We start from the raw sequence: 21,631 nt of genomic DNA, 5'->3' as shown, positions 1-21,631 counted from the left end.
GCTTATGAACCGCAGGAAAATGCCATCCATTTGCTCGATTGCGAAACGGGGCGCGATCGCGAGCCTTTGCGCGGCCCTCGCCATGCCCGCGGCGCCGATCGTGGCGTGGGCGCAGCCGGTCGGGCTGCCCTCCATGGGCTCCGCGTCGTCGGCCGACCTGTCCCCCATGCTGGAACGCAGCCTGGGCGAAGCCATCATGTCCCAGGGGCGGCGCGACCCCACGTATGTGGACGATTCCGAACTCAGCCAGTACCTCACCACCATGGGCCGCAAGCTCGCGGCATTCGCCCCGGGCGGTGTGCCCGATGTCGAAATGTTCGGCGTGCGGGATCCCGAGATCAACGCGTTCGCCATGCCGGGCGGCTTCATCGGCGTGAACACCGGCCTGATCGTATCGTCGGCCAGCGAGTCCGAGCTGGCGGCGGTGCTGGCCCACGAAATCGGCCACGTCGTGCAGCGGCACATCGCACGCGGCATGACGCAGCAGAACCAGAACGGCATGCTGATGCTGGCCAGCCTGGCGGGCGCGTTGCTTGCGGCGCTGGCGGGCGGGGGCGGCAATCTTTCCATGGGCGTGGCCGCGTTCGGCCAGGCCGCGGCTATCAACCGCCAGCTCGGCTTTTCGCGCGACGCGGAGCGCGAGGCCGATCGCGCCGGCCTGCAAATGCTGACCAAGGCGGGCTATGACGCCGATGGCATGAGCCAGATGTTCGCCCGCCTGATGAACGCGTCGCGCCTGAACGAAGGCGCGGGCGGCGGCTCCTGGGCCAGCACCCACCCGCTGTCGATCGAACGCATGTCCGATGTGCAGAACCGTGCGCGCGCGCTGCCGACGTCGCGCCATCTGGATAGCGACGACTTCTGGTACATCCGCGCCAAGATGCGCGTGGTGCAGGGCCGCGACGCCGTCAGCCTGCGCACGGCGGGCCAGCAGTTGCAGGACGAGGCCCAGGCCCTGTCGGGCGTGCGGCAGTCCGCCGCCTACTACGGGCTGGCGCTGCAGAACTATCAGCGCAACAACCTGTCCGAAGCCGACCGCTATTGGAAACTGGCGTCGGCCAATGGCCGCAGCTCGCCCCAACTGGACAAGCTGGCCGTCGACATCGCGCTCGCGCGCAAGGATTATCCGCAGGCGCTGTCGCTTGCCCAGACGGGCACCAAGCGCTATCCCGACCATCGCGCGCTGGGCATCGCCTATGCCCAGGCGCTGCAAGGCAACGGCCGTCATGCCGAAGCCCAGGATTATCTGCGGGCCAGGATCAAGCAGTGGGGCAGCGACGAACCCAGCCTCTACCAGATGCTGGCGCAAAGCGAAGAGCGCAACGGCAGGCCGGTGCAGGCGCGCCGCGACCTGGCGCGCTACTACGTCATGACGGGCGCCTACGCGGCCGCCGAGTCGCAGCTCCAACAGGCGCGGGGCTTGTCCAAGGATTTCTACGAGCAGTCGCAGATCGACGTGCAGATCAAGGAAGTCAAGGACAAGCTGGCCGAAGAGCGCCAGCTGCTCGAGCGGTTCAAGTCCGGCTGAGCGGCCTCAGAGGCCGGTTTCGAAGAATCGGCCCAGCCGCTGGGGCAGCCAGTTCAGGTGGCCCGGAAAGGCGCCGGTGGGAAAGCCCGCGTGTCCGCCATCCGAAGGCTGGTGCAGCAGGATGCCGGGGGCGCAGTCTTCGGGCTTGGGCAGCGATGCGGACGGGATGAAGGGATCGTTGCGCGCGTTGAGCACCAGCGTCGGCACGGAAATCTTGGGCAGCCACGGCTTGCTGGACGCTCGCGTCCAGTAATCCAGGGCATTTCGAAAGCCATGCATTGGCGCGGTATAGGTGTCGTCGAATTCTCGCAGGTCGTGCGCATGCGCGATCCGCATGACGTCGATCGAGCCGGGAAAGCGATGCGCCTTTTCCAGCACCTTGTGCTTGAGCGTCTTCAGGAAGTGCGCGGTGTACACGCGCCGGTTGAAGAGCCCCGTGGACAGCGTCTTGCCGCAGGCGACCAGATCCAGCGGCGCCGACACGCCGGCGCAGGCCGTCAGCCAGGTGGTGTCCTCCTGGTGTTCTCCCAGGTACTTCAGCAGCGCATTGCCGCCCAGCGACACGCCCACGGCGTGCCAGCGCGCATGGGGAATGCGCTGGCGCACGGTATGCAGCAGGAAACCGACCTCGGCCGAGTCGCCGGAGTAATAGGCCCGCGCCAGCCGGTTCGGCACGCCCGAGCAACCCCGGAAGTGCGCGATCACGACGATCCAGCCGCGCGCCCGGAAGTAATGCGCGATGGACTGCGCATAGCGGCTGGTGCTGCCGCCTTCCAGGCCGTGGAAGAGGATGAGGGCAGGGGTGTCGGGCGTCTGGGGCAGGGACGTCCAGTCGGCGTCCGTCATCCAGCGCGCGGCGGCCGTCTTGCCGTTGGCGACCGGCCGCTGCCCGCTCACCGGCGCGCCGTCGGCGGCCTTGTGCGGAAACAGCCCCGGGCCGGTCCAGTCGAAATCCACGAAATCCGTGTCGGGCGTGTCGACCCGGTCGCGCACGAACGCGATGCGGTGATACTGCGCGAACAAGGCGGCGTACACCGTCTGGCTGTCGCCCCCTGGCAACCAGGGAGGGACGGGGCAGGGCGTTGTATCAAGACGAGCAGCGGCCAACTGGGAATCCACCCGGATCAATGAAGCATGTCGGGCACGTCGTGCAGGTCGAGCACCCCGGCTTCCGTGGGCGCCGGCGAGGCATGGTGCATGACCATGCGCCAGCCGGTGGGGCCCTTGTGGTAGATGTTGGTGGCGTAGCAGTTGGCGAACTGCGTGCCTTCACGCGTGCGCACCGCCACCTGTTCGACCAGCACATGGACCGCGCACATCATGCTGAGCATGACGAGCGGGCGCAGCGGCCGGACATGCAGCGGACCGTTGGACAGCACCTGTTGCCAGGACTCGTGCACCGCGGAGTGGCCGACGATGCGCAGGCCGCCCGGATGGATGCAAACGACTTCCTCGTCGTCGGCCCAAACCTGCATCAGGCGGACAGCGTCCGCCTGCTCTAGGGCTTCGTAGAACGCGTGTTCTGCTTCTTCGGGCGTGGCAAACATGGCTGCTGAAACGGATAAGCGTGTTATGGGGCAGTGGGCTCAGTGCCCGTGGCCGTGCAGCACGGTGCCGGCCTTCAGACGGTACTCGGCGCCACAGTAGGCGCAACGGGCCGAGCCGGTGCGGGCCACATCCAGGAAGACGCGGGGATGCATGCTCCAGAGCGGGGCCTTGGGGCCTGGACAGAACACGGGCAGGTCTTCGGCGCCGACCTCGATGACTTCGTGAGCGCGGGAGACGGCGGCCGGGGCAGCAGCGGTCATGGATATTCCTGAAAAAAGAACCGATATACGGCAGGTTGAAACAATGATGCGGTCTTGCTTCGCAGAACAGCGCGAATCAGACGGATCAGACTTTACTTAGCCAGTGATGGTACTTCGGGTTGCGGCCATTCACCACGTCAAAAAACGCGTTCTGCAAGCGTTCGGTGACCGGGCCGCGCCGGCCCGAGCCGATCTGGCGGTTGTCGACCTCGCGGATGGGCGTGACTTCGGCGGCCGTGCCGGTGAAGAATGCCTCGTCGGCGATATAGACGTCGTCGCGCGTCAGCCGCCGCGTCACCACGGGCAGGCCGAGGTCGGCCGCCAGGGCGTGGATGGTGGAGCGCGTGATGCCCGTCAGCGCGGAGGCGATCTCGGGCTCGCAGAGCACGCCGTCCTTGACGAGGAACAGGTTTTCTCCCGAACCCTCGGCCACGAAGCCGTCGGTATCCAGCAGCAGCGCCTCGTCGTAGCCGTCCTGCAGGGCCTCGGTGTTGGCCAGGATGGAATTGGCGTACGTGGTGGCGACCTTGGCGCGCGGCATCGTGACGTTCACGTGCTGGCGCGCGAATGACGACACCTTGACGCGGATGCCGTTGGCCAGGGCATCTTCGCCCAGGTAGGCGCCCCAGGGCCAGGCGGCGATGGCCACGTGCACCCGGGCGCCCTTGGGCGACACGCCCATTTTTTCGGGACCGTAGAACACCAGGGGGCGGATGTAGCCGGCTTCAAGCTGGTTCTCGCGCACGACCGTCCGCTGGGCTTCGTTGATCGTGTCGCGATCGAACGGCATGGGGATCTGGTAGATATGCGCCGAATTGAAGAGGCGCCGGGTGTGGTCTTCGAGGCGGAAGATCGCGGTGCCCAGGGTTGAGCGGTAGGCGCGCACGCCCTCGAAGACGGACAGCCCGTAGTGCAGGGAATGCGTCAGGACATGCGTCGTGGCGTCTCGCCATGGAACGAGCTTGCCGTCATACCAGATGAAACCATCGCGGTCAGCCATCGACATGGTCTTCTCCACACAGTGCGCGCCAGACCTGCCGCCGCGCGCCAGGCCCCAAGGGGTCAAGAATCTTGAGGCCGCTATTGTATCAAGCAGCGAGGTTACAATACGGGCCTATTCGCGCACCGAAGTGGGGCGGTCCGCCCCGCGCATGCTGATTCTGGTGGGCGAACGGGCTGCCGCGTGTTTCTTCCCATCGAGTTTTCATGTCGTCCTGTCTGAATCGCCAGGGGCCAGCCGTTGTCCTCTGAATCCGCGTTGCCTGAATCCGAAAACCCAGGCCAGGTCCGCCAGGAACGCCTGACCGCCTTTCGCGCGGGCGTCCATGCCATCGTGCCCGCCCTGATCGCCACCGCGACCTGGGGATTGGTCACCGGCGTGGCCATGGTCAAGTCCGGGCTCACCGAATCCATGGCACTCGCCATGACCCTGCTGCTGTACGCGGGATCGGCCCAACTCACCTCGCTGCCCCTGATCGCCGCCGGCGCGCCCCTGTGGCTGGTCTTCGCGGCCGGCTGCGTCGTGAACCTGCGGTTCATCATCTTCGGCGCGGCGCTGCAGCCCTACTTCCGCCATCTGTCCTGGCCCAAGCGCCTGGGGCTGGGCTATTTCACGACCGACATGGGCTTCGTCCTGTTCATGCCGCGCTTTGGCGATTCCGCCGAGCGCGGCACCCGCGAGCAGCTTTGGTTCTTCATGGGCACGATCGTGCCGGGCTGGCTGGTGTGGCAGTCGTCGTCGATCGTCGGCATTTACCTGGGCGCCATGGTGCCCACCAACTGGTCGCTGGATTTTGCCGCGGTGCTGGCGCTGCTGGCCATCACGGTGCCGCTTGCCAGTTCCAAGCCCATGCTCGTGTCCATGCTGGCGGCAGGCGTCGTGGCCTGGGTCGGGCAGGCGCTGCCTCTGCGCCTGGGCCTGGCGGCGGCGGTCATCGCCGGCGTCGTGGCCGGCATCTGGGCCGAACGCTTCTTCAAGGCGCGCCCATGACGCTCTGGCCCTCTGAAATCTACGTCTATTCCGCCATCCTGCTGCTCGCCCTGTGCAGCGTGCTCACGCGGGCGGGCTTCATGCTGTTCGGCGACTACATTCCGTTGCCCGACAACGTGCGCCGCGCCTTGCGCTATGCGCCCGCCGCGGCGCTGACCGCCATCGTGGTGCCCGATCTCCTGCCCTGGAAGGCAGGCCTGGGTCCGGTCTTCGATTACAAGCTGGTCGCCGGCCTGGTCGCCATATTGGTGTTCCTGCGCACGCGCAGCGCCGTCTTGGTGATCGTCGTTGGCATGCTGGTGCTCTGGGGCCTGCGCTGGCTGGCCGGCTGATGGCCAGGAAGTATCTGGCAATGTGTCCATCAGGTGGACGTTGCGGCGGCTTTTTTCGCCTCGCCAGCCCCTGCGAAGGGCGGTCGACGGGGGCCGGCCCAGGACCTTTTGCGCGTGTGTTAAGGCGGCTGCGCTAAAATTCATCAATCCACAGCAATCCGGGCCTGGTACTGCCCACATAAGTATCGAATCCAAAATGCGCCTCTTGGCCTGCAAGGCAAGGTGCGGATTGCCCGCGTAGCGTGCTGGCGACCCGCGGCGATTTGCGTGCCATCGCGATGCGATCGCGCGTTTCGGGTTGCCCCGATGCATATGTAGAGCAGTGCATGTAGCACTCTCGTTTTGTTCTTTTTCACTGGTCCCGGTATCTGCCTAACCCTGATGACTGAATCCAATCAAACCGTAGCACCCACTGCTGACGCTGACGCGCCCGCGCCGACGTTCGACGATTTCGGGCTGCACCCCCTGTTGCTGCAGTCCATCGCCGAAACCGGCTACACCATCCCGACGCCCATCCAGGCGCAGGCCATTCCCGTCGTGGTGGCGGGGCGTGACGTCATGGGCGCCGCCCAGACCGGCACCGGCAAGACGGCGGCGTTCACGGTGCCCATCCTGCACCGCCTCATGCCGCTGGCCAACACCAGCGCATCGCCCGCACGGCATCCGGTCCGCGCGCTGATCCTCGCGCCCACGCGCGAACTCGCGGACCAGGTCTACGAAAGCGTCAAGCGCTACAGCAAGCAGACGCCGCTGCGTTCGGCCGTCGTGTTCGGCGGCGTGGACATCGGCCCGCAGAAAGAGGCGCTGCGCCGCGGCTGCGAAGTGCTGGTCGCCACGCCGGGCCGCCTGCTCGACCACGTCGAGCAAAAGAACGTGAACCTCAGCCAGGTCGGCATCCTGGTGCTGGACGAAGCGGACCGCATGCTCGACATGGGGTTCCTGCCCGATCTCGATCGCATCGTCCGCCTGCTGCCGGCACAGCGCCAGGGCCTGCTGTTCTCGGCCACCTTCAGCAACGAAATCCGCAAGCTGGGCCGCTCGTACCTGAACCACCCCGTCGAAATCGAAGTCGCCGCGCGCAATGCGACCGCGACGACGATCACGCAGATCGCCTACAAGATGACCAGCGACGCCAAGCGTGCCGCCGTCGTCCACCTGGTGAAGTCGCGCGGGCTCAAGCAGGTCATCGTTTTCTCGAACACCAAGATCGGCACCGCGCGCCTGGCGCGCGATCTGGAGCGTGACGGCGTCAAGGCCGAATCGATCCACGGCGACAAGACCCAGGCCGACCGCATGAAGGCGCTTGAAGCCTTCAAGGCCGGCGAACTGGAAGTGCTGGTCGCGACCGACGTGGCCGCGCGCGGCCTGGACGTCGCCGGCGTGCCCTGCGTCATCAACTACGACCTGCCGTACAACGCCGAAGACTACGTGCACCGCATTGGCCGCACCGGCCGCGCGGGCGCGTCGGGCGAAGCCATCGCCCTGTTCACCGCTGACGAAGAGCGCTTCCTGCTCGACATCGAAAAGCTCATCAAGCGCGAGGTGCCGCGCGGCACGCTCGACGTGCCGGCGGACCTGATCGCGCGCAGCCATCGCCGCAGCGACGGCCCGTCGCATTCGCGCGAAGGCCGTGAATCAGGCCGCGATGCCGGCCGCGAAGGCCGGGGCGATCGTGGCCGCTCGTCCGACCGCCGTTCCAGTCATCATTCGGGCGGCTCGCGCCAGCCGGTCGACGACTTTTTCTTCAAGCCGTACGAGCCCTCCGCGCCGTCCGACCGCGCCGAAGAACAGGAATCGCGCAGCAGCGCCTCGCCGGCGGCGACGCCCAAGCGCCAGCTCGCCGTCCTGCTCGGCGGCAGCCGCAAGCCCTGATCGCGTCCGGCGTCGACGCAAAAAAACCCGCAAGGCCGATCGGCGTTGCGGGTTTTTTTTCGCCTGCGGAACGGCGCAATCTCAGGCGGCGAGCATCCGCGGCAAGTCGGGCAGGGCGGTCTTCACCGGGGCGCTGTCCGCGTTCAGGCTTGCCAGCAGGCGCTCCAGGTGGCCGATGTGCGGCAGCATGGGACCGTAGAACACCACGCGATTGCCGATCTGCACCAGCAGCGTGGGGAAGTTTTCGATGTCTTCGTCGCCCAGCAGCTCGGCGTGGTCTTCGATGTCGATCCAGGCGAAGACGTGCTGCGGCAATGCCGCAGCCAGGGACTCGAGCTTGGGCTTGTACTCTTCGCAGGTGTCGCACCAGGCCGCGCAGAAGCAGGCGATGAACCAGGCGTCGGAGGTGGCGCCCAGCCGCGCGCGCAGGGCGTCAAGGTCGGTACCGGGGGTAAGCAGGGGCATGTGAGCAGATCGGGACGTGTTTGACTATCATACCCGGGTTGTCCACCCCTCATTCCGACTGCCATGACCGCCTTGCGCACAGATCCTCCCACTCCTGGAAACGGCCGCTTGTCCGGCGCGGGGGCGGGCACCGCAGGCGTGGGACAGGCGTTCAAGCGCGCCTTGGTATCGCAATGCCACCCGACGATGCTGTTCGCGGTGTTGCTGCCCTTCCTGATCGCGCTGATCGGCGCCTTCCTGCTGCTGTGGCTGTTCTGGACGCCCCTGACCGAATGGCTGCGCGCCGAGGTGTCGCACTGGGAGTTCGTGAACCGCGTTGACGAATGGCTGGTCGCGGTGGGCCTGTTCTCGCTCAAGATCTACCTGATTCCCGTGATCGCCGCAGCCATCCTGCTTCCGGTATCCGGGATTCTCGGGCTGGCGATCGCCGCGGTCTTCGTCATGCCGCTGGTGCTGCGCCATGTGGGCCAGCGCGAGTACGCCACCGTGGGCCGACGCGGCAAGTTTTCCACGGCGGTCAGCGTGTGGAATGCCGTCTGGGTCTCGGCGGCGTTCGCCGCCGGCTGGATTCTGACGCTGCCGCTGTGGCTGGTGCCGCCCATGGCCGTGGTGCTGTCGATCTTCTGGTGGGCGTTCGCGTTCTCGCGCATGATGCGGGTGGACGCCATCGTCGAACACGCCAGCCCGGATGAGCGCAAGCTGATCCTCGAACGAAACAATGGCGGCTTCTGGACCATCGGCCTGATCTGTTCCCTGCTGAACCTGCTGCCGCCCGCCTGGATTATCTTGCCGGTGTTTTCCGCGCTGGTATACGCGCATTACGGCCTGGAAGCCCTCAAGCGCCTGCGCCAGGACCGCGTCATCGACGTCTGACCGGCGTCTTTTTTCTAACCTATGGAATCGGACATGGCTGCAGAATCCAACGCCCGCCGCATCGGCCTCATCATCGTCGGGGACGAAATCCTCTCGGGCCGGCGCCAGGACAAGCATTTTTCCAAGATCGTCGAGATGCTGAGCGCGCGGGGCATGCACCTGAGCTGGGCCGAATTCCTCCCGGACGAGCGCGACCGCCTGGTGGACGCCTACAAGCGCAGCTTCGCCAGCGGCGACGTGGTGTTTTCCTGCGGCGGCATCGGCGGCACGCCGGATGACCATACCCGCCAGGCCGCGGCGGCCGCGCTGGGCCTGCCGCTGGCGCTGCACCCGGAGGCCGAGGCGGCCATCGCGCTGCGCACCCAGGAAATGGCCGCCAAGGGGCAGGGCACCGCCGACATGAGCGCGCCCGAAAACCAGCAGCGGCTGCAGATGGGCATGTTTCCCGCAGGTTGCGAGATCGTCCCCAATCCGTACAACCGGATCCCCGGCTTTTTCATCAAGGACCATACCTTCGTGCCGGGCTTTCCCGTGATGGCCTGGCCAATGCTGGAATGGACGCTGGATACGCGCTATCGTGCGCTGCAACATGTGCGTGCCCACGTCGAGCATTCGTTCCTGGTTTTCAGCATGCCCGAATCGCGCATCACCCCGTCGATGGTCAGCGTCGAAAGCCGTTGGTCCGGCGTGCGGGCCTTCAGCTTGCCCAGCGTCGGCGAGGCCGGCGGCATGCCTCACATCGAGCTCGGCGTTAAGGGCGAACCCGAGGCGGCGGCCGAGGCGCTCGAGTTTCTGCGCGCTGAAGTGCTGCGCCTGGGTGGCAAGCTGGCCCCGCCCGCGGCGGCCTGATCCGCGTTTTTGCAAGACACCGCCGGTTGCGCCTTTTAATCAAATTCTGATTGCCAAACGCCGCGCTAAATTTCACAATACGGGAAAGAACTGTTTGCTGCAATGCCGCAACGCGCACCCCGGGCGCTGCGGCGCCAGCCCAAATTTTCCATGGCCCGCCTTCCTACTCCCCGTAATCCGCTGGACGCCGAGACCGAAGGCGCTTCCGCGCATCCCATCGCCATCCAGGTCATCGAACGCGCGATGCGCCTGCTCGACGCCCTGGCCGCGCAGCCTGATCCGGTCACGCTCAAGGAACTCTCCGCGACCACCGGCCTGCATGCGTCGACGGCCCACCGCATCTTGAATGACCTGGTGGTGGGGCGCTATGTCGAACGGGTCGACAACGGCCTGTACCAGCTTGGCATGCGTCTGCTGGAACTGGGTTCGCTGGTCAAGGGGCGGCTCAATGTGCGCGAAGCCGCCATTCCCGCCATGCGTTCGCTCCACAAGCTCACCGGTCAGACCATCAATCTTTCGGTCCAGCAGGGCGACGAGATCGTCTACATCGACCGCGCCTGGAGCGAACGCTCGGGCATGCAGGTGGTGCGCGCCATCGGCGGGCGGGCGCCACTGCACCTCACGTCCACCGGCAAGTTGTTCCTGTCCACCGGCGACACCCGCCAGGTGCGCGCCTACGCGCTGCGCACGGGCCTTGCCGGCCATACGCGCAACAGCCTGACCGATCTGGACAAGCTCGAACGCGAACTGGCCCTGGTGCGGCGTCATGGCTACGCCCGCGACAATGAAGAGCTTGAACTCGGCGTGCGCTGTATCGCGGCCGGCATCTTCGACGATACGGGCAAGCTGGTGGCGGGCCTTTCCATCTCGGCTCCCGCCGAACGCCTGCAGGATGACTGGATCAAGGCCCTGGTCGACACGGCCGCCAGCATTTCCGAAGCCCTCGGCTACGAGCCCTCGGTCTCCACCGGCTTTAACGGCCTGGGCATGGCGGCCGAAGCCATGCGGACGTAGTCCACGGCAAGCCGAAAAAACGAAGCCCCCGCAAGGGGGCTTCTGTTTTGGGGCGATCATCGCAAGAGGCCGCCCGCGTGGCGGACGGCCTCGCGGCCGCGCTTATTGCTTTTCGATGCCGGCCTTCTTGAAGAGCTCGGCCCACTGCGGAACCTGCTGCTTGACCTTGGCTTCCAGCGCCTGCGGGTTGGCTTCGGACGTCAGCACGGTGGCGCCCAGCTGCTTCATGCGATCCTGGAACTTGGGATCGGCCAGGCCGGCCTGCAGGCTCTTGACCAGCTTGTCCACGACGGGCTGGGGCGTGCCCTTCGGCACCCACATGCCATGCCAGATACCGACTTCAAAGCCCTTGTAGCCGGACTCGTCCATGGTCGGCAGATTGGGCAGCGTGGGAACGCGCTTCAGGCTGGTCACGGCGTAGGCCTTCACCTTGCCGGCTTCGATCTGCTGCGTCGTGTTGGTGGTCTGGTCGCACATCAGGTCCACCTGCTTGCCCAGCAGGTCGTTCATGGCGGGCGCCGTGCCCTTGTACGGGATCGTCAGCAGTTGCACGCCCAGGGCTTCGACCAGCATGGTGCCGCACAGGTGGCTGGCGGCGCCGATGCCGGCGTTGGCGAGGGAAACCTTGTCCTTGTTCTTTTTGAGGTAGTCCGCCAGCTCGCCGATGTTGTTGGGCGGAAAATCGGAGCGTGCGACGATGGTCATCGGCACGTCCACCACGAGGCCGATCGGCTGGAAGCTGGTGTAGGGGTCGTACCCCGGATTCTTGTAGAGCGAGGGCGCGGTGGAGAAGCCCGCATGCATCAGAAGGATGGAATAGCCGTCCGGTTGCGAGCGCGCGACCTGGGTGGTGCCGATGGTGCCGCCGGCACCGCCTTTGTTTTCGACCACGACCGTTTGGCCCAGGCTGGCGCGCATGGCTTCCGCAAGGGAGCGGGCGACGTTGTCGGTCGGGCCGCCTGCCGCAAACGGCACCACCATGTTGATGGGGCGCTCCGGGAATTCCGCGTGTGCGGTGCCGGCCGCGAGCAGGGCGCCGGCCGCGAGCAGGGCCGAAAGCGTGCGGGGGATCAGGGTCATGAAGTCTCCGATTGCAGGTTTATGCTTGCTGCGATGTAGTTATCAACCGCTGACATGTCATTGGTATTTGTCTGTCATCAGCGTGAAAGCAGTGTAGAAAAGAATTGATACCGCGTCATGTCCGGTATTTCCCGAGTCATGGGAATTCGTTGAGCAGGATCAAGCGCGGCGGGCGGGCGCACCGGAAAAGTGCAAACAGTTGTTGCGCTGCACAAAAACTGCTTGACAAGTTTTTTGCTCGGCCTAGAATGGCAATTGTGCAGTGCATCAAACGGGCCGGCGGTAGCTTGTAGTACCAGTTTCCGCGCACGTTTATTTCGTCGCAGACAACCATCCTTACTCGCCGGACATCCTCCGGCTACCCTAAGAGGAGCATTCTATGAGCGCTATTCCGCAACAAGTCCTGGACCGTCAAAAGGCCAGCATCAATACCATCGTGGCCGCCCAGACGGCCGTGTTCGCCGGCTTCGAAAAGCTGGTCGAGCTGAACCTGAAGGTCGTCAAGGCCACGCTGGACGAAGTCGCCCAGAAGTCGCAGCAAGCGGCTGAAGTGAAGGATCCGCAGGAAGCCGCGGCGTTCGCCACCGGCCTGCTGCAACCGGGCGCCGAAAAGGCCCTGGCCTACACCAAGCACGTGTACGACATCGTCGCCGGTGTGCAAGGCAGCCTGGTCAAGCTGACCGAAGAACAGATCGCCGAAAGCCAGCAGCAGCTGAGCGAAGCCGTCGACCAGTTCTCCAAGAACGCCCCGACCGGCTCCGAAAGCGCCGTGGCCCTGATCAAGTCCTCGCTGGCCACCGCGACCAGCGCCTACGATTCGATGACCAAGGCCGCCAAGCAGGCCGCCGAAGTCGCCGAGTCGAACCTGAATGCCGCCGCCAACGCGACCTTCAAGGCTGCAACGGATGCTGCCGATGCCGCCACCAAGGTTGCCAACCGCACCCGCCGCAGCGCCTAAGTATTTGGCGCGCAGTGATGCGCAAATCGCAGTAATGTAGTACTGTTGAGTGACAGAGCAGAGCTGGAATTAGGGCCACCCACAGGGTGGCCCCTTTTTTTGTCCAAGCCTTTTGCCTGAACTGCTGCCGGGGCCTTTGCCGGCGCTTTGGCCGGTGCCCCTGCCGGTCAGCGGCGCGCCACGGCGCGCACGCACTCACCCACCAGCGCCGGCCCGCGGTAGATCAGGCCCGTATAGAGCTGGACCGCGTCGGCGCCGGCGTCCATTTTTTCGCGCGCCTGGCGGCCCGACAGCACGCCGCCCACGCCGATGATGGCAAGGCTGCCTCCCAGCTTTTCCTTCAGGCGGCGAATGACCGCCAGCGAAAGCTCATGCACGGGCGCGCCGGACAGGCCGCCGGCCTCTTCCGCATGGGCCTGCCCCTGCACCGCATCGCGCGACAGCGTGGTGTTGGTGGCAATGACCGCGTCGATGCCGTGCCGCGGCAGGATTTCGGCGATGGCGTCGATCTGCTCGTGCGTCAGGTCGGGCGCGATCTTCACGGCCATGGGGACGCGGCGCTGGTGCCGGTCTTCCAGCGCGCGCCGCTTGTCGGCCAGTTGGCCCAGCAGCGCGGAGAGCTCGTCGCCGCTTTGCAGCGCGCGCAGGTTCTTGGTGTTGGGCGACGAGATGTTCACGGTGACGTAGTCGGCATGCGGATACACGCCTTCCAGGCCGATGAGGTAGTCGTCGGCCGCCCGCTCGATGGGCGTATCGGCGTTCTTGCCGATGTTCAGGCCCAGGATCCCGCCTTGCTGGCGCCATGAACTGCGCTGCACGTTGGCCAGGAAGGCGTCCAGGCCCTGGTTGTTGAAGCCCAGGCGATTGATCAGCGCATTGGCGCGCGGCAGGCGGAACATGCGGGGTTTCGGATTGCCGGGCTGCGCGCGCGGAGTGACCGTGCCGACTTCGATGAAGCCGAAGCCCAGGTTGCCCAGCGCGTCGATATAGGCGCCGTTCTTGTCCAGGCCGGCCGCCAGCCCGATCGGATTGGCCATCTGCATCCCCATCAGCGTGCAGGGCGCCTTGGGTTGCGCGTGCAGGAGCTTGCGCGTGGCGCCGCAGTCATAGGCGCGCTGCAGGCCGGACAAAGTGACGTCGTGGGCGGTTTCCGCGTCCATGGCAAACAGCGCCGGGCGGGCCAGGGGATAGGCGTGGAAGAGGATAGACATGGGGCGGAATTGTAGAGGGAATTGATCCGTCCCTGGCGGCCGCGGCATGGCTGCCGGGGAAATCAGGCGGGCGCGCGCTCCGCGTTGTCGCGCCATTCGCCGTCGACCAGGAACTGGGCCGGCCGGAAGGCAGACTTATAGGACATCTTGCGGCTTTCCGCGATCCAGTAGCCCAAGTAGAGCCACGGCAGGTTCAGCGCGCGGCATTGTTCGACCTGCCACAGGATGCTGTAGGTGCCCAGGCCGTCGGCGATATCGGGGTCATAGAACGTGTAGACCGAGGAAAGGCCGTCGTCCAGCACGTCGATGATGGAGACCATCACCAGCACACCCTCGGGGTCGCGGAATTCCACCAGCCGGGTGTTGACGCGGCTGGTCAGCAGGAACTGGGCGTATTGCGTGCGGCTGTCTTCGTCCATGCCGCCGCCCGGATGGCGTCCCTGCTGGTAGCGCGTGTACAGCCGGTAGTGCTCGGGAGACCAGGCCAGCTCCGCCACGAACGACTGCAGGTGCTGGTGGTTGCGCCACGCGCGGCGCTGGCTGCGATTGGGCGCAAAGCCCGCCGTATCCACGCGCACCGGAATGCACGCCTGGCAGTTGTCGCAATGGGGGCGGTAGGTAAAGAGGCCGCTGCGGCGAAAGCCCTGTTCGACCAACTGGGAATACGTGCCCGCGTTGATCAGATGGCCGGGCGCGGCGACCTGCGACCGGGCCTGCCGCCCTGGCAGATAGCTGCAGGGGTAGGGGGCGGTTGCATAGAACTGCAGCGTGGAGAAGGGAAGTTCTTTGAGCTGGCTCATTGGAAATCCCGCATGACGGCGGCAAGCCCGTGACGGGAATGGCTAATATTAACGCCTAACCCGCCCTGCAATCCGCGTCCCCGGCTGCGTCCGGATGCAGCCGGCCCTGGCTGTCCAGCGTGCCGCGGGACCACGGGATGCCCGGTTGCGCCGTGGCGGTGCGCACGTGCCGCAGAAAACGTTCGCGCGGCAGCGGGCGGGCGCCCATGCTGGCCAGGTGGCGCGTCTGCTGCTGGCAATCGATCCATTCGACCCCCTGGGCATCCAGGTAGCGCACCAGGTAAGCCAGCGCCAGCTTGGACGCATTGGGCACGCGCGTGAACATGGATTCGCCGAAGAACATGCGTCCCAGGCTGATTCCATACAGCCCGCCCGCCAGTTCGCCGTCGATCCAGGTTTCGATGCTGTGCACGACCCCGGCGGCATGCCAGTCCCGGTAGGCCTCCTGCATGGCCGTCGTGATCCAGGTGCCGGGCTGGCCATCGCGGGGCGCCGCGCAGGCGGCCATGACCCGCGCAAAGGCGGTGTCGACCCGCACCTGCACGCGCGGGGTGGCGTCGTGTTCCCGGGCGGTGATCTGCCGCAGCAGCTTGCGCAGCGAGTGGGACGGCGCGAAATCCTTGACGGCCAGCACCATCCGCGGATCCGGGCTCCACCACAGGAGGGGCTCGCCTTCCGAGTACCAGGGGAAGATGCCGTTGGAGTACGCCTGGGTCAGCCGGGCCGTGGACAGGTCCGCCCCGGCGGCCAGCAGGCCGTCCGGATCCGTCAGCGCGAATTCCGCAGGAGGGAACGGGGTATCGGCGGCAAGCCAGGGCAGTTTCAACGGTGCGATTCTAGGGTGTAGTGGTGAGGACCGAAGGTGCCGCGCTTGCGGTCCTCGAAAAAGAGGCGCAGGGTGCTCGCGACGGTGCGAAAGGCCAGGTCGTCCCAGGGAATGTCGGCCTCGTCGTAGTAGCGGGCCTCCAGGCTTTCGGGGCCGGGATCCAGCTCGGGACCCAACGCCTGCGCCAGGTAGAACACATGCACCTGTTCGATCTGCGGCACGTCGATGATGGTGTAGATCTCTCCCAGCTGGATCTTTGCGCCGGATTCCTCCAGCGTTTCGCGCGCCGCGCCCTGTGCGGTGCTCTCGCCCAGCTCCATGAAACCCGCGGGCAGCGTCCAGGTGTTGTAGCGCGGCTCGATCGCGCGGCGGCAAAGCAGCACGCGGTTGTCCCAGACGGGCACGGTGCCGACCACCAGCCGGGGATTCTGGTAATGGATCGCACCGCAGTGATCGCAGATGTCGCGCTCGCGGTTGTCGCCTTCCGGCACCCGGCGGTTTACCGGCGAGCCGCATTGGCTGCAGAAATGGGAACGGCGCGGGGCGGGGAAGTATTCGAGGGGCGGTTTGGCGGTCATGGGTACGATTCTAACGGCTGCGGCGGGGCGTGGCGCGCCGGCCCGGCGGCGTGGCGGCGGGGCTGCCGAAGCGCGCTTCCAGGTGTTCGACGAAGGACCTCACTTTCGGCGACAGGAATCGCCGGTGCGGGTAGACGGCCACCATCGAGATGGGCGTGTGGGCATAGTCCGTCAGGAGCGCCGTGAGGCGTCCCGCGCGGATATCCTCGCCCACCAGGAATTCCGGCTGCAGGATGATGCCGTGGCCGGCCAGCGCCGCCGTGCGCAGCACGTCGCCGTTATTGGCCCGAAGCGCGGCATTCACGCGCACCAGGTGGGTCACGCCGTCCTTCTCGAAGTGCCATTCGTTGCCCGTGCTGGCGTAGGCATAGTGCAGGCAGCGGTGCTGCTTCAGGTCTTCGGGCACGCGGGGCGCGCCGTGCTGTTTCAGGTAGGACGGCGCGGCGCAGACCAGCAACTGCTGGGGAGCCAGGGGACGGGCCACGAGCGACGAATCCACCAGCGGCCCGATGCGCACGGCGACGTCGTAGCCGTCTTCCACCAGGTCGACCACGCGGTCGTTCAGGTCCAGGTCGATCACCACGTCGGGATAGCGCAGGAGGTACTCGGCAATGGCCGGGCCCAGGTGCAGGATGCCGAAAGACACGGGCGCGCTGATCCGCAGCCGGCCGCTGGGCCGCTGGCCCTCGGCCTGCAGCGACAGCTCCAGGTCGGCGACTTCGGCCAGGATGGGGCGCACGCGCTCGTAGAATGCCCGGCCCGCATCGGTCATGCTGAGCTTGCGCGTGGTGCGGTTGAGCAGCCGCACGCCGTACTTCTGTTCCAGGTAGGCGATCTGCCGGGTGACCACGGAACGCGCCTGGCCCATTTTGTCGGCCGCCGCCGCGAATGAGCCCAGTTCGACGACCTTGGCATAGGTCTGCATGGCAGTATGGGTATCCAAGATTGTTTCCTTTCGGGGAACAATAATTTGCAATTCTGCATGTTTATCTTTGTTTTTGGAATCGCAAGAATACGCCCCAGAAGAATTCTCCCGAACCGGGAGCTTCGCTTTTCCGCACAAGGATGACTGCAATGATCGATACCCGTACCGCGCCCTACGCCGCGCTGCTGCTGCGCGTGGCGCTTGGCGTGATGTTCCTGGCCCATGGCCTGACCAAGCTGCTCGTTTTCACGCTGCCCGGCACCGCGCAGTTCTTCGGGAAGATCGGCTTTGCCGGATGGCTGGCCTATCCCGTCACGTTCTTTGAAGTGGCCGCGGGCATCCTGTTGATCCTGGGCGTCGTGCCGCGCTGGGTGGCCGCTGTGGCGGTGATCCAGCTTTTCGTTGCCTCGACCGTCCACTTCGGCAATGGCTGGGGGTTCGGCAACCCGGGCGGTGGCTGGGAATACCCCATTTTCCTGACCGTGGCGGCGGCTGTGCTGGCGCTGCTGGGCGACGGCAAGTTCGCGCTGGTCAAAAGCGGCCGCCGCTGATCGCAAGGATCAGCCTGCCGGGCCGCAAGCGGCCCGGATGCGCCATCCCTGATCGGGACTTTCGCAGGCAGCCCTGACGCAGTCAGGCCGGATCGGCCTGCGGGCGCGGCTCAAAGCCCAGCCGTCCGGCAATATCCGCCTGCGCGATCGATTCCAGCGGCGCGGCCGCGTAGACATCGTCGTACACCGCAGGGACCGATTGGCCAGGCGCCATGGTTGCCAGGGCGTCCAGCAGCGGCGCCCCGTCTGCCGTCCGCAGCTTGTCGAGCAGCGGTTGCAGGTCGCGGTCCAGCACGAGGCCTGCGCCCAGGGGCGTCGTCGCGTAGAGCCGGCCCTCATCATCGAGCCACCAGCCGCTGACCGATGCGACGCGCGCGTTCGTGTGCGTGACCAGTCCGCGGCCGTCGTCCGCGAGGCGCAGCACATAAGGCGCCGCGTCCAGCCGCACGTAGACCCGTTGCGGGCCGTTCTGGAAAAACCAGCGGCCTGAATCATCGTGGTCGTAATTGCGGCTGATGAAATCCAGGATCTGCGTGTTGGTGATCGGTTCGCCCGGCGCGCCTTCGTTTGCCAAGCCCTGCGGATGCAGGCGCCAGCGTCCGCGCGCATCGAGCGACAGCCAGCCGTACACCGCCGGCACGTTCGGCCAGCGGGCGAGGGCGTCTTTCACCGATTGGTCCATGGTCAGGGGCGAATGATGATCGGGGGCGGGTTGATGACGATGGCGGGCGCTGCCGGCATCACGGGCACCGCCACGGGCTGCGGCGCGTAACCATAAGCATAGCCGTCGCGGCACTTGCGCTTTTCGCTGTAGTCGCCGTTGCGCTTCCATTTGCGCTCGACCTTACAGGCGCCATCCCAGTACTTTTCCTTGTACTCCCCGCCTTTGTGGCGGTGGTGATGATGGTGCCGGTCGCCCGCCTCGGCGGCAACCGGCGCCAATGCAATCAGCGCGGCGGCGGACAGGGTCAGGAAAGAGGCGCGATGGCTCGCGCGCGGCTGCGAAACCGGGATGTTATGCATGGACTCATCGTTCAAATGAAAACGGGGTCACCATAGCAATCATCCGGCTGACCGGGCGTAGTGATGGGTAACGAGATGCTGGGGGAGGGGGAAGAAAAGATGCTGGAGGCGCAAGCCGGAATCGAACCGACGTACACGGATTTGCAATCCGCTGCATAACCACTCTGCCATTGCGCCAGCACTTGCAAGAAAAAAGGAAGCGCGGTGTTGGCCGTTGCTTCCTCTTTGTATTTGGAGCGGGAGACGAGTCTCGAACTCGCGACCTCAACCTTGGCAAGGTTGCGCTCTACCAACTGAGCTACTCCCGCGGAGGTACTGCTATCTGCTGTACCGCTGATGAAAACCTGTTTTGCCAACAGGGCTGTTCACCAAAGACAGCGATTATACATGCTTTTCGGGGCTTCGCATTCAGACCGAACGCATTCAGGCCGAAATTGGAGCGGGAGACGAGTCTCGAACTCGCGACCTCAACCTTGGCAAGGTTGCGCTCTACCAACTGAGCTACTCCCGCGATTTGCACCGCGTCCCGCATTGCTGATTGACCGTTGAACCTGGCGAATGCCTTGCGGATTCGTCGTCGATTCGGGCGGCTGCCCAATCAGCGAGGCGAGAGTATACATTACTTTCTTCATTCATCAAGCCGGGCGCTTGCGCGGACCTGGCTGGCTTTCTGGCATGAAATTCACGCATGAAAAAAGGGCCTTTCGGCCCTTGTCTCAATGCACTGCAGAATCAAAAAACGCTGCAGCGCTGAATTTGGAGCGGGAGACGAGTCTCGAACTCGCGACCTCAACCTTGGCAAGGTTGCGCTCTACCAACTGAGCTACTCCCGCATTGGTTCCGTAAACTGCTCAGAACCGCATTTCTTATTCACTCTGATCAACTTGGTTATCGATCAGAAGGCGCGCAGTCTAGCACGATTTTTTGAGCTTGTCCTGAGCTTGATTTAAAGCCTGTCTTGCCGGCTTTGGTTCGGGTCAAGCACTCAATCAAGTAAACTGAGCGAAGACCGCAACTATAGCACACCTCGTAGCATCCATGTCAAATTCCTTCGGGGGGCTCACGCCCGAATCTGTCGCGTCCGAGTCCTTGTCCCCGGCCGTGCAGGACCTCACCGGGCTGAATACGCTGGGGCTGGCATCCCGGGCCGACGCCTTCGTCACGCTGCGCGACCCCGCGCAACTGCCCGCCCTGTCGGCGCTGGCAAGCCAGGCGCGCTCGCTGCTGGTGCTGGGCGGCGGCAGCAATCTGGTGTTGCCCGAACGCGTGCCGGGTCTGGTTGCGCGCGTGGCGTTCCAGGGCGTGCGTCTGTTGGAGGCCGGACCGCAAGCGTGGCTTGTGGAAGCCGCGGGCGGGGAGAGCTGGCATGGCTTTGTGTCGGCATGCGTGGCGCAAGGATGGGATGGCCTGGAAAACCTGGCCTTGATTCCCGGCACCGTGGGCGCCGCGCCCGTGCAGAACATCGGCGCCTACGGCGTCGAACTGCAAGAGCGCTTTCACAGCCTGACGGCCTGGGATGTGCGCGAAGGGCGCTATGTCGACATGCAGGCGGACGATTGCCGTTTCGCTTATCGGGACAGCGCGTTCAAGCATGACGAGCCCGGCCGCTGGATCATCGTGCGTGTGCGTTTTTCCCTGCCGCGGCCGTGGCGTCCCGTGCTGGCGTATCCCGACCTGCAGCGCCACGCGCGGCTGTCGGGCGCGGCGCCCAGCGCCCGCGATGTGTTCGAGGCGGTCTGCGACATCCGTCGGACCAAGCTGCCGGACCCGGCAGTCACCGGCAACGCGGGCAGCTTCTTCAAGAATCCCATCGTCCCGGCCGCGCAACGCGATGCGCTAGCGGGGCGTTTTCCGGGTCTGGTGTCGTATGCGCAGCCAGACGGCCGCTATAAGCTGGCGGCGGGCTGGCTGATCGACCAGTGCGGCTGGAAGGGCCGGGCGTTGGGCGCGGCGGGCGTGCATGACCGCCAGGCGCTGGTGCTGGTCAATCGTGGCGGCGCCACCGCTGTCGACATCATGGGCCTGGCGCGCGCCGTGCAGGATGCCGTGGCCGAGCGCTACGGCGTGAAACTGGAACCAGAACCCGTGGTGGTCTGATCCGCCGGCCCAAAAAAACAGGACCCCGCGGGGTCCTGTTTTTTTGGCGCCAGGACTCAGAGTCCCAGCACGGATTGCATGTCGTAGAGCCCGTTGTGCTTGCCGTCGAGAAAGCGCGCCGCGCGCAGCGCGCCTTCCGCGTAGGTCGCGCGGCTGGACGACTTGTGCGTGATCTCGATGCGCTCGCCGATGCCGCAGAACGAGACGGTGTGGTCGCCGACGATATCGCCGCCGCGCAGTACCGAAAAGCCGATGGTGCCGGGCTTGCGCACGCCGGTGTCGCCATGGCGGCTCCAGGTGGCCACGTCAGGCAGCGCGACTTCCCATGCGGACGCGATGGTTTCACCCATCTTCAGCGCGGTGCCCGAAGGCGCATCCACCTTGTTGCGGTGGTGGGCTTCGAAGACTTCGACGTCGTAGCCCGAGTTCAGGATGCGGGCCGCCATGTCCAGCAGCTTGAGCGTGGCGTTGACGCCCACGCTCATGTTCGGGGCGAACACGATGGCCGTTTTCTGGGCGGCCACTTCGATCGCGGCGCGGCCGTTGTCGTCAAAGCCGGTGGTGCCGATGACGGCCTTCACGCCGTGCTTGACGCAGGCCTGCAGATGCTTGAGGGTGCCCTCGGGACGGGTGAAATCGATCAGGCAATCGGCGCCCGCCAGCGCATCCAGGTCGTCGGTGATGGCCACGCCCGTCTGCTTGCCCAGCGTGGCGCCGGCATCGCGCCCGACCGCGCTGGAGCCGGGGGTGCCCAGCGCGGCGGCCAGTTCCAGGCCGTCGGCCTTCAGGACGGCTTCGATCAACATCTGGCCCATGCGGCCGTTGGCGCCGGCAATAGCAATACGCATAAG

Annotated in this window: 24 protein-coding genes and 4 tRNA genes; 10 read left to right on the top strand and 18 right to left on the bottom strand. The window is 65.7% G+C overall.

The genetic code is table 11. The features are described from left to right. Nucleotides 1-4: 4 nt before the first annotated feature. Complete coding sequence (locus ACZ50Q_RS23520) at nucleotides 5-1,528, top strand: M48 family metalloprotease (RefSeq protein ID WP_464079688.1); 1,524 nt, start codon at nucleotides 5-7, stop codon at nucleotides 1,526-1,528. Nucleotides 1,529-1,534: 6 nt separating this feature from the next. Here ACZ50Q_RS23520 and ACZ50Q_RS23515 read toward each other — a convergent pair whose 3' ends face one another. From ACZ50Q_RS23515 to ACZ50Q_RS23500, 4 genes are all read right to left on the bottom strand, one after another. Next, the gene (locus tag ACZ50Q_RS23515) at nucleotides 1,535-2,635 is read right to left on the bottom strand and encodes a YheT family hydrolase (RefSeq protein ID WP_464079687.1); all 1,101 of its coding nucleotides are present in this window, start codon (nucleotides 2,633-2,635) and stop codon (nucleotides 1,535-1,537) included. Nucleotides 2,636-2,652: 17 nt separating this feature from the next. Then, on the bottom strand, nucleotides 2,653-3,075 hold the full coding sequence (locus tag ACZ50Q_RS23510; protein ID WP_092581947.1) for a YybH family protein: 423 nt from the start codon (nucleotides 3,073-3,075) through the stop codon (nucleotides 2,653-2,655). A gap of 39 nt (nucleotides 3,076-3,114) precedes the next feature. Continuing rightward, nucleotides 3,115-3,336: a zinc-finger domain-containing protein gene (locus ACZ50Q_RS23505; RefSeq protein WP_076519057.1), complete on the bottom strand. Its 222-nt coding sequence runs from the start codon at nucleotides 3,334-3,336 to the stop codon at nucleotides 3,115-3,117. Between the two features lie 85 nt (nucleotides 3,337-3,421). Beyond that, a complete protein-coding gene (locus tag ACZ50Q_RS23500) occupies nucleotides 3,422-4,342 on the bottom strand; it encodes a branched-chain amino acid transaminase (RefSeq protein ID WP_092581948.1) in 921 nt (306 codons plus the stop codon). Nucleotides 4,343-4,576: 234 nt separating this feature from the next. On the opposite strand from ACZ50Q_RS23500, the gene ACZ50Q_RS23495 reads away from it, so the two are divergent. From ACZ50Q_RS23495 to ACZ50Q_RS23485, 3 genes are all read left to right on the top strand, one after another. After that, entirely contained in the window at nucleotides 4,577-5,326 is a 750-nt protein-coding gene (locus ACZ50Q_RS23495; protein ID WP_076519059.1) for an AzlC family ABC transporter permease, read from the top strand. Beyond that, nucleotides 5,323-5,658, top strand: a complete 336-nt coding sequence (locus ACZ50Q_RS23490) for an AzlD domain-containing protein (RefSeq protein ID WP_076519060.1) — start codon at nucleotides 5,323-5,325, stop codon at nucleotides 5,656-5,658. The genes ACZ50Q_RS23495 and ACZ50Q_RS23490 overlap by 4 nt, the downstream gene beginning before the upstream one ends. Before the next feature lie 381 nt (nucleotides 5,659-6,039). Continuing rightward, entirely contained in the window at nucleotides 6,040-7,530 is a 1,491-nt protein-coding gene (locus ACZ50Q_RS23485; RefSeq protein WP_464079686.1) for a DEAD/DEAH box helicase, read from the top strand. Nucleotides 7,531-7,611: 81 nt separating this feature from the next. On the opposite strand, the gene ACZ50Q_RS23480 is transcribed toward ACZ50Q_RS23485, so the two are convergent. Continuing rightward, on the bottom strand, nucleotides 7,612-7,995 hold the full coding sequence (locus tag ACZ50Q_RS23480) for a thioredoxin family protein (protein ID WP_092581950.1): 384 nt from the start codon (nucleotides 7,993-7,995) through the stop codon (nucleotides 7,612-7,614). A 63-nt stretch (nucleotides 7,996-8,058) separates the two neighbouring features. Between ACZ50Q_RS23480 and ACZ50Q_RS23475 the strand changes: the two genes are divergently transcribed. From ACZ50Q_RS23475 to ACZ50Q_RS23465, 3 genes are all read left to right on the top strand, one after another. After that, the gene (locus ACZ50Q_RS23475) at nucleotides 8,059-8,868 is read left to right on the top strand and encodes an EI24 domain-containing protein (protein WP_254792102.1); all 810 of its coding nucleotides are present in this window, start codon (nucleotides 8,059-8,061) and stop codon (nucleotides 8,866-8,868) included. 33 nt (nucleotides 8,869-8,901) lie between these two features. Next, nucleotides 8,902-9,717 (top strand): competence/damage-inducible protein A, encoded by an 816-nt coding sequence (locus tag ACZ50Q_RS23470; protein WP_092581951.1) that lies wholly within the window; start codon nucleotides 8,902-8,904, stop codon nucleotides 9,715-9,717. A 150-nt stretch (nucleotides 9,718-9,867) separates the two neighbouring features. Continuing rightward, nucleotides 9,868-10,731 carry an IclR family transcriptional regulator gene (locus ACZ50Q_RS23465; RefSeq protein WP_076521955.1) on the top strand — a complete coding sequence of 288 codons (864 nt, stop codon included), beginning with the start codon at nucleotides 9,868-9,870 and terminating at the stop codon, nucleotides 10,729-10,731. Nucleotides 10,732-10,833: 102 nt separating this feature from the next. Here the strand turns inward: ACZ50Q_RS23465 and ACZ50Q_RS23460 are convergent, their stop codons facing one another. Continuing rightward, complete coding sequence (locus ACZ50Q_RS23460; protein WP_076519065.1) at nucleotides 10,834-11,811, bottom strand: tripartite tricarboxylate transporter substrate binding protein BugD; 978 nt, start codon at nucleotides 11,809-11,811, stop codon at nucleotides 10,834-10,836. A 379-nt stretch (nucleotides 11,812-12,190) separates the two neighbouring features. Here ACZ50Q_RS23460 and phaP point away from each other — a divergent pair, with 379 nt between their 5' ends. Continuing rightward, nucleotides 12,191-12,769 (top strand): TIGR01841 family phasin, encoded by a 579-nt coding sequence (phaP, locus tag ACZ50Q_RS23455; RefSeq protein ID WP_092581953.1) that lies wholly within the window; start codon nucleotides 12,191-12,193, stop codon nucleotides 12,767-12,769. 167 nt (nucleotides 12,770-12,936) lie between these two features. On the opposite strand, the gene ACZ50Q_RS23450 is transcribed toward phaP, so the two are convergent. The 5 genes from ACZ50Q_RS23450 to ACZ50Q_RS23430 all read right to left on the bottom strand — a co-directional run bounded on the left by ACZ50Q_RS23450 (nucleotide 12,937) and on the right by ACZ50Q_RS23430 (nucleotide 17,127). Further along, nucleotides 12,937-13,980 (bottom strand): quinone-dependent dihydroorotate dehydrogenase, encoded by a 1,044-nt coding sequence (locus ACZ50Q_RS23450; RefSeq protein WP_076519067.1) that lies wholly within the window; start codon nucleotides 13,978-13,980, stop codon nucleotides 12,937-12,939. A gap of 62 nt (nucleotides 13,981-14,042) precedes the next feature. Continuing rightward, nucleotides 14,043-14,780, bottom strand: coding sequence for an arginyltransferase (locus ACZ50Q_RS23445; RefSeq protein ID WP_076519068.1), 738 nt, complete (start codon nucleotides 14,778-14,780; stop codon nucleotides 14,043-14,045). A gap of 55 nt (nucleotides 14,781-14,835) precedes the next feature. Then, nucleotides 14,836-15,606, bottom strand: a complete 771-nt coding sequence (gene aat, locus ACZ50Q_RS23440; protein ID WP_464079685.1) for a leucyl/phenylalanyl-tRNA--protein transferase — start codon at nucleotides 15,604-15,606, stop codon at nucleotides 14,836-14,838. Then, the gene (locus ACZ50Q_RS23435) at nucleotides 15,603-16,184 is read right to left on the bottom strand and encodes an NUDIX hydrolase (protein ID WP_076519070.1); all 582 of its coding nucleotides are present in this window, start codon (nucleotides 16,182-16,184) and stop codon (nucleotides 15,603-15,605) included. Before ACZ50Q_RS23435 ends, aat begins: the two co-directional genes overlap by 4 nt. 10 nt (nucleotides 16,185-16,194) lie before the next feature. Continuing rightward, nucleotides 16,195-17,127 carry a LysR family transcriptional regulator gene (locus ACZ50Q_RS23430; RefSeq protein ID WP_076519071.1) on the bottom strand — a complete coding sequence of 311 codons (933 nt, stop codon included), beginning with the start codon at nucleotides 17,125-17,127 and terminating at the stop codon, nucleotides 16,195-16,197. Between the two features lie 131 nt (nucleotides 17,128-17,258). On the opposite strand from ACZ50Q_RS23430, the gene ACZ50Q_RS23425 reads away from it, so the two are divergent. After that, nucleotides 17,259-17,660: a DoxX family protein gene (locus ACZ50Q_RS23425; RefSeq protein WP_076519072.1), complete on the top strand. Its 402-nt coding sequence runs from the start codon at nucleotides 17,259-17,261 to the stop codon at nucleotides 17,658-17,660. Between the two features lie 82 nt (nucleotides 17,661-17,742). Here ACZ50Q_RS23425 and ACZ50Q_RS23420 read toward each other — a convergent pair whose 3' ends face one another. From ACZ50Q_RS23420 to ACZ50Q_RS23395, 6 genes are all read right to left on the bottom strand, one after another. Further along, nucleotides 17,743-18,342: a DUF2946 family protein gene (locus tag ACZ50Q_RS23420; RefSeq protein ID WP_464079684.1), complete on the bottom strand. Its 600-nt coding sequence runs from the start codon at nucleotides 18,340-18,342 to the stop codon at nucleotides 17,743-17,745. Nucleotides 18,343-18,344: 2 nt separating this feature from the next. Beyond that, a complete protein-coding gene (locus ACZ50Q_RS23415) occupies nucleotides 18,345-18,683 on the bottom strand; it encodes a hypothetical protein (RefSeq protein ID WP_076519074.1) in 339 nt (112 codons plus the stop codon). A 103-nt stretch (nucleotides 18,684-18,786) separates the two neighbouring features. After that, a tRNA-Cys gene (locus ACZ50Q_RS23410) sits at nucleotides 18,787-18,860 on the bottom strand. 55 nt (nucleotides 18,861-18,915) lie between these two features. Then, nucleotides 18,916-18,991 (bottom strand) — tRNA-Gly (locus tag ACZ50Q_RS23405). 127 nt (nucleotides 18,992-19,118) lie between these two features. Continuing rightward, nucleotides 19,119-19,194: transfer RNA gene (locus ACZ50Q_RS23400), tRNA-Gly, on the bottom strand. 246 nt (nucleotides 19,195-19,440) lie between these two features. Continuing rightward, nucleotides 19,441-19,516 (bottom strand) — tRNA-Gly (locus ACZ50Q_RS23395). Nucleotides 19,517-19,721: 205 nt separating this feature from the next. Between ACZ50Q_RS23395 and murB the strand changes: the two genes are divergently transcribed. Then, entirely contained in the window at nucleotides 19,722-20,780 is a 1,059-nt protein-coding gene (gene murB / locus ACZ50Q_RS23390) for a UDP-N-acetylmuramate dehydrogenase (protein WP_092581962.1), read from the top strand. 56 nt (nucleotides 20,781-20,836) lie between these two features. Here murB and dapB read toward each other — a convergent pair whose 3' ends face one another. After that, the gene (gene dapB / locus ACZ50Q_RS23385) at nucleotides 20,837-21,628 is read right to left on the bottom strand and encodes a 4-hydroxy-tetrahydrodipicolinate reductase (protein ID WP_092581963.1); all 792 of its coding nucleotides are present in this window, start codon (nucleotides 21,626-21,628) and stop codon (nucleotides 20,837-20,839) included. Nucleotides 21,629-21,631: the final 3 nt, after the last annotated feature.

This window comes from Achromobacter sp. T5-5 (assembly GCF_055397965.1).
The sequence above is the reverse complement of the archived record's forward strand: the minus strand, read 5'-3'. Positions and strand labels throughout refer to the sequence as shown.

Excerpts from the sequence above, each read along its gene's own strand:
- ACZ50Q_RS23485 (WP_464079686.1), top strand. The coding sequence starts at position 6,040 with ATGACTGAATCCAATCAAACCGTAGCACCCACTGCTGACGCTGACGCG.
- ACZ50Q_RS23420 (WP_464079684.1), bottom strand. The coding sequence starts at position 18,342 with ATGGACCAATCGGTGAAAGACGCCCTCGCCCGCTGGCCGAACGTGCCG.
- ACZ50Q_RS23425 (WP_076519072.1), top strand. The coding sequence starts at position 17,259 with ATGATCGATACCCGTACCGCGCCCTACGCCGCGCTGCTGCTGCGCGTG.
- murB (WP_092581962.1), top strand. The coding sequence starts at position 19,722 with ATGTCAAATTCCTTCGGGGGGCTCACGCCCGAATCTGTCGCGTCCGAG.
- phaP (WP_092581953.1), top strand. The coding sequence starts at position 12,191 with ATGAGCGCTATTCCGCAACAAGTCCTGGACCGTCAAAAGGCCAGCATC.
- ACZ50Q_RS23470 (WP_092581951.1), top strand. The coding sequence starts at position 8,902 with ATGGCTGCAGAATCCAACGCCCGCCGCATCGGCCTCATCATCGTCGGG.
- ACZ50Q_RS23475 (WP_254792102.1), top strand. The coding sequence starts at position 8,059 with ATGACCGCCTTGCGCACAGATCCTCCCACTCCTGGAAACGGCCGCTTG.
- ACZ50Q_RS23460 (WP_076519065.1), bottom strand. The coding sequence starts at position 11,811 with ATGACCCTGATCCCCCGCACGCTTTCGGCCCTGCTCGCGGCCGGCGCC.
- ACZ50Q_RS23450 (WP_076519067.1), bottom strand. The coding sequence starts at position 13,980 with ATGTCTATCCTCTTCCACGCCTATCCCCTGGCCCGCCCGGCGCTGTTT.
- ACZ50Q_RS23490 (WP_076519060.1), top strand. The coding sequence starts at position 5,323 with ATGACGCTCTGGCCCTCTGAAATCTACGTCTATTCCGCCATCCTGCTG.
- dapB (WP_092581963.1), bottom strand. The coding sequence starts at position 21,628 with ATGCGTATTGCTATTGCCGGCGCCAACGGCCGCATGGGCCAGATGTTG.
- ACZ50Q_RS23505 (WP_076519057.1), bottom strand. The coding sequence starts at position 3,336 with ATGACCGCTGCTGCCCCGGCCGCCGTCTCCCGCGCTCACGAAGTCATC.
- ACZ50Q_RS23520 (WP_464079688.1), top strand. The coding sequence starts at position 5 with ATGAACCGCAGGAAAATGCCATCCATTTGCTCGATTGCGAAACGGGGC.
- ACZ50Q_RS23445 (WP_076519068.1), bottom strand. The coding sequence starts at position 14,780 with ATGAGCCAGCTCAAAGAACTTCCCTTCTCCACGCTGCAGTTCTATGCA.
- ACZ50Q_RS23435 (WP_076519070.1), bottom strand. The coding sequence starts at position 16,184 with ATGACCGCCAAACCGCCCCTCGAATACTTCCCCGCCCCGCGCCGTTCC.
- ACZ50Q_RS23510 (WP_092581947.1), bottom strand. The coding sequence starts at position 3,075 with ATGTTTGCCACGCCCGAAGAAGCAGAACACGCGTTCTACGAAGCCCTA.
- ACZ50Q_RS23465 (WP_076521955.1), top strand. The coding sequence starts at position 9,868 with ATGGCCCGCCTTCCTACTCCCCGTAATCCGCTGGACGCCGAGACCGAA.
- ACZ50Q_RS23480 (WP_092581950.1), bottom strand. The coding sequence starts at position 7,995 with ATGCCCCTGCTTACCCCCGGTACCGACCTTGACGCCCTGCGCGCGCGG.
- ACZ50Q_RS23500 (WP_092581948.1), bottom strand. The coding sequence starts at position 4,342 with ATGTCGATGGCTGACCGCGATGGTTTCATCTGGTATGACGGCAAGCTC.
- ACZ50Q_RS23415 (WP_076519074.1), bottom strand. The coding sequence starts at position 18,683 with ATGCATAACATCCCGGTTTCGCAGCCGCGCGCGAGCCATCGCGCCTCT.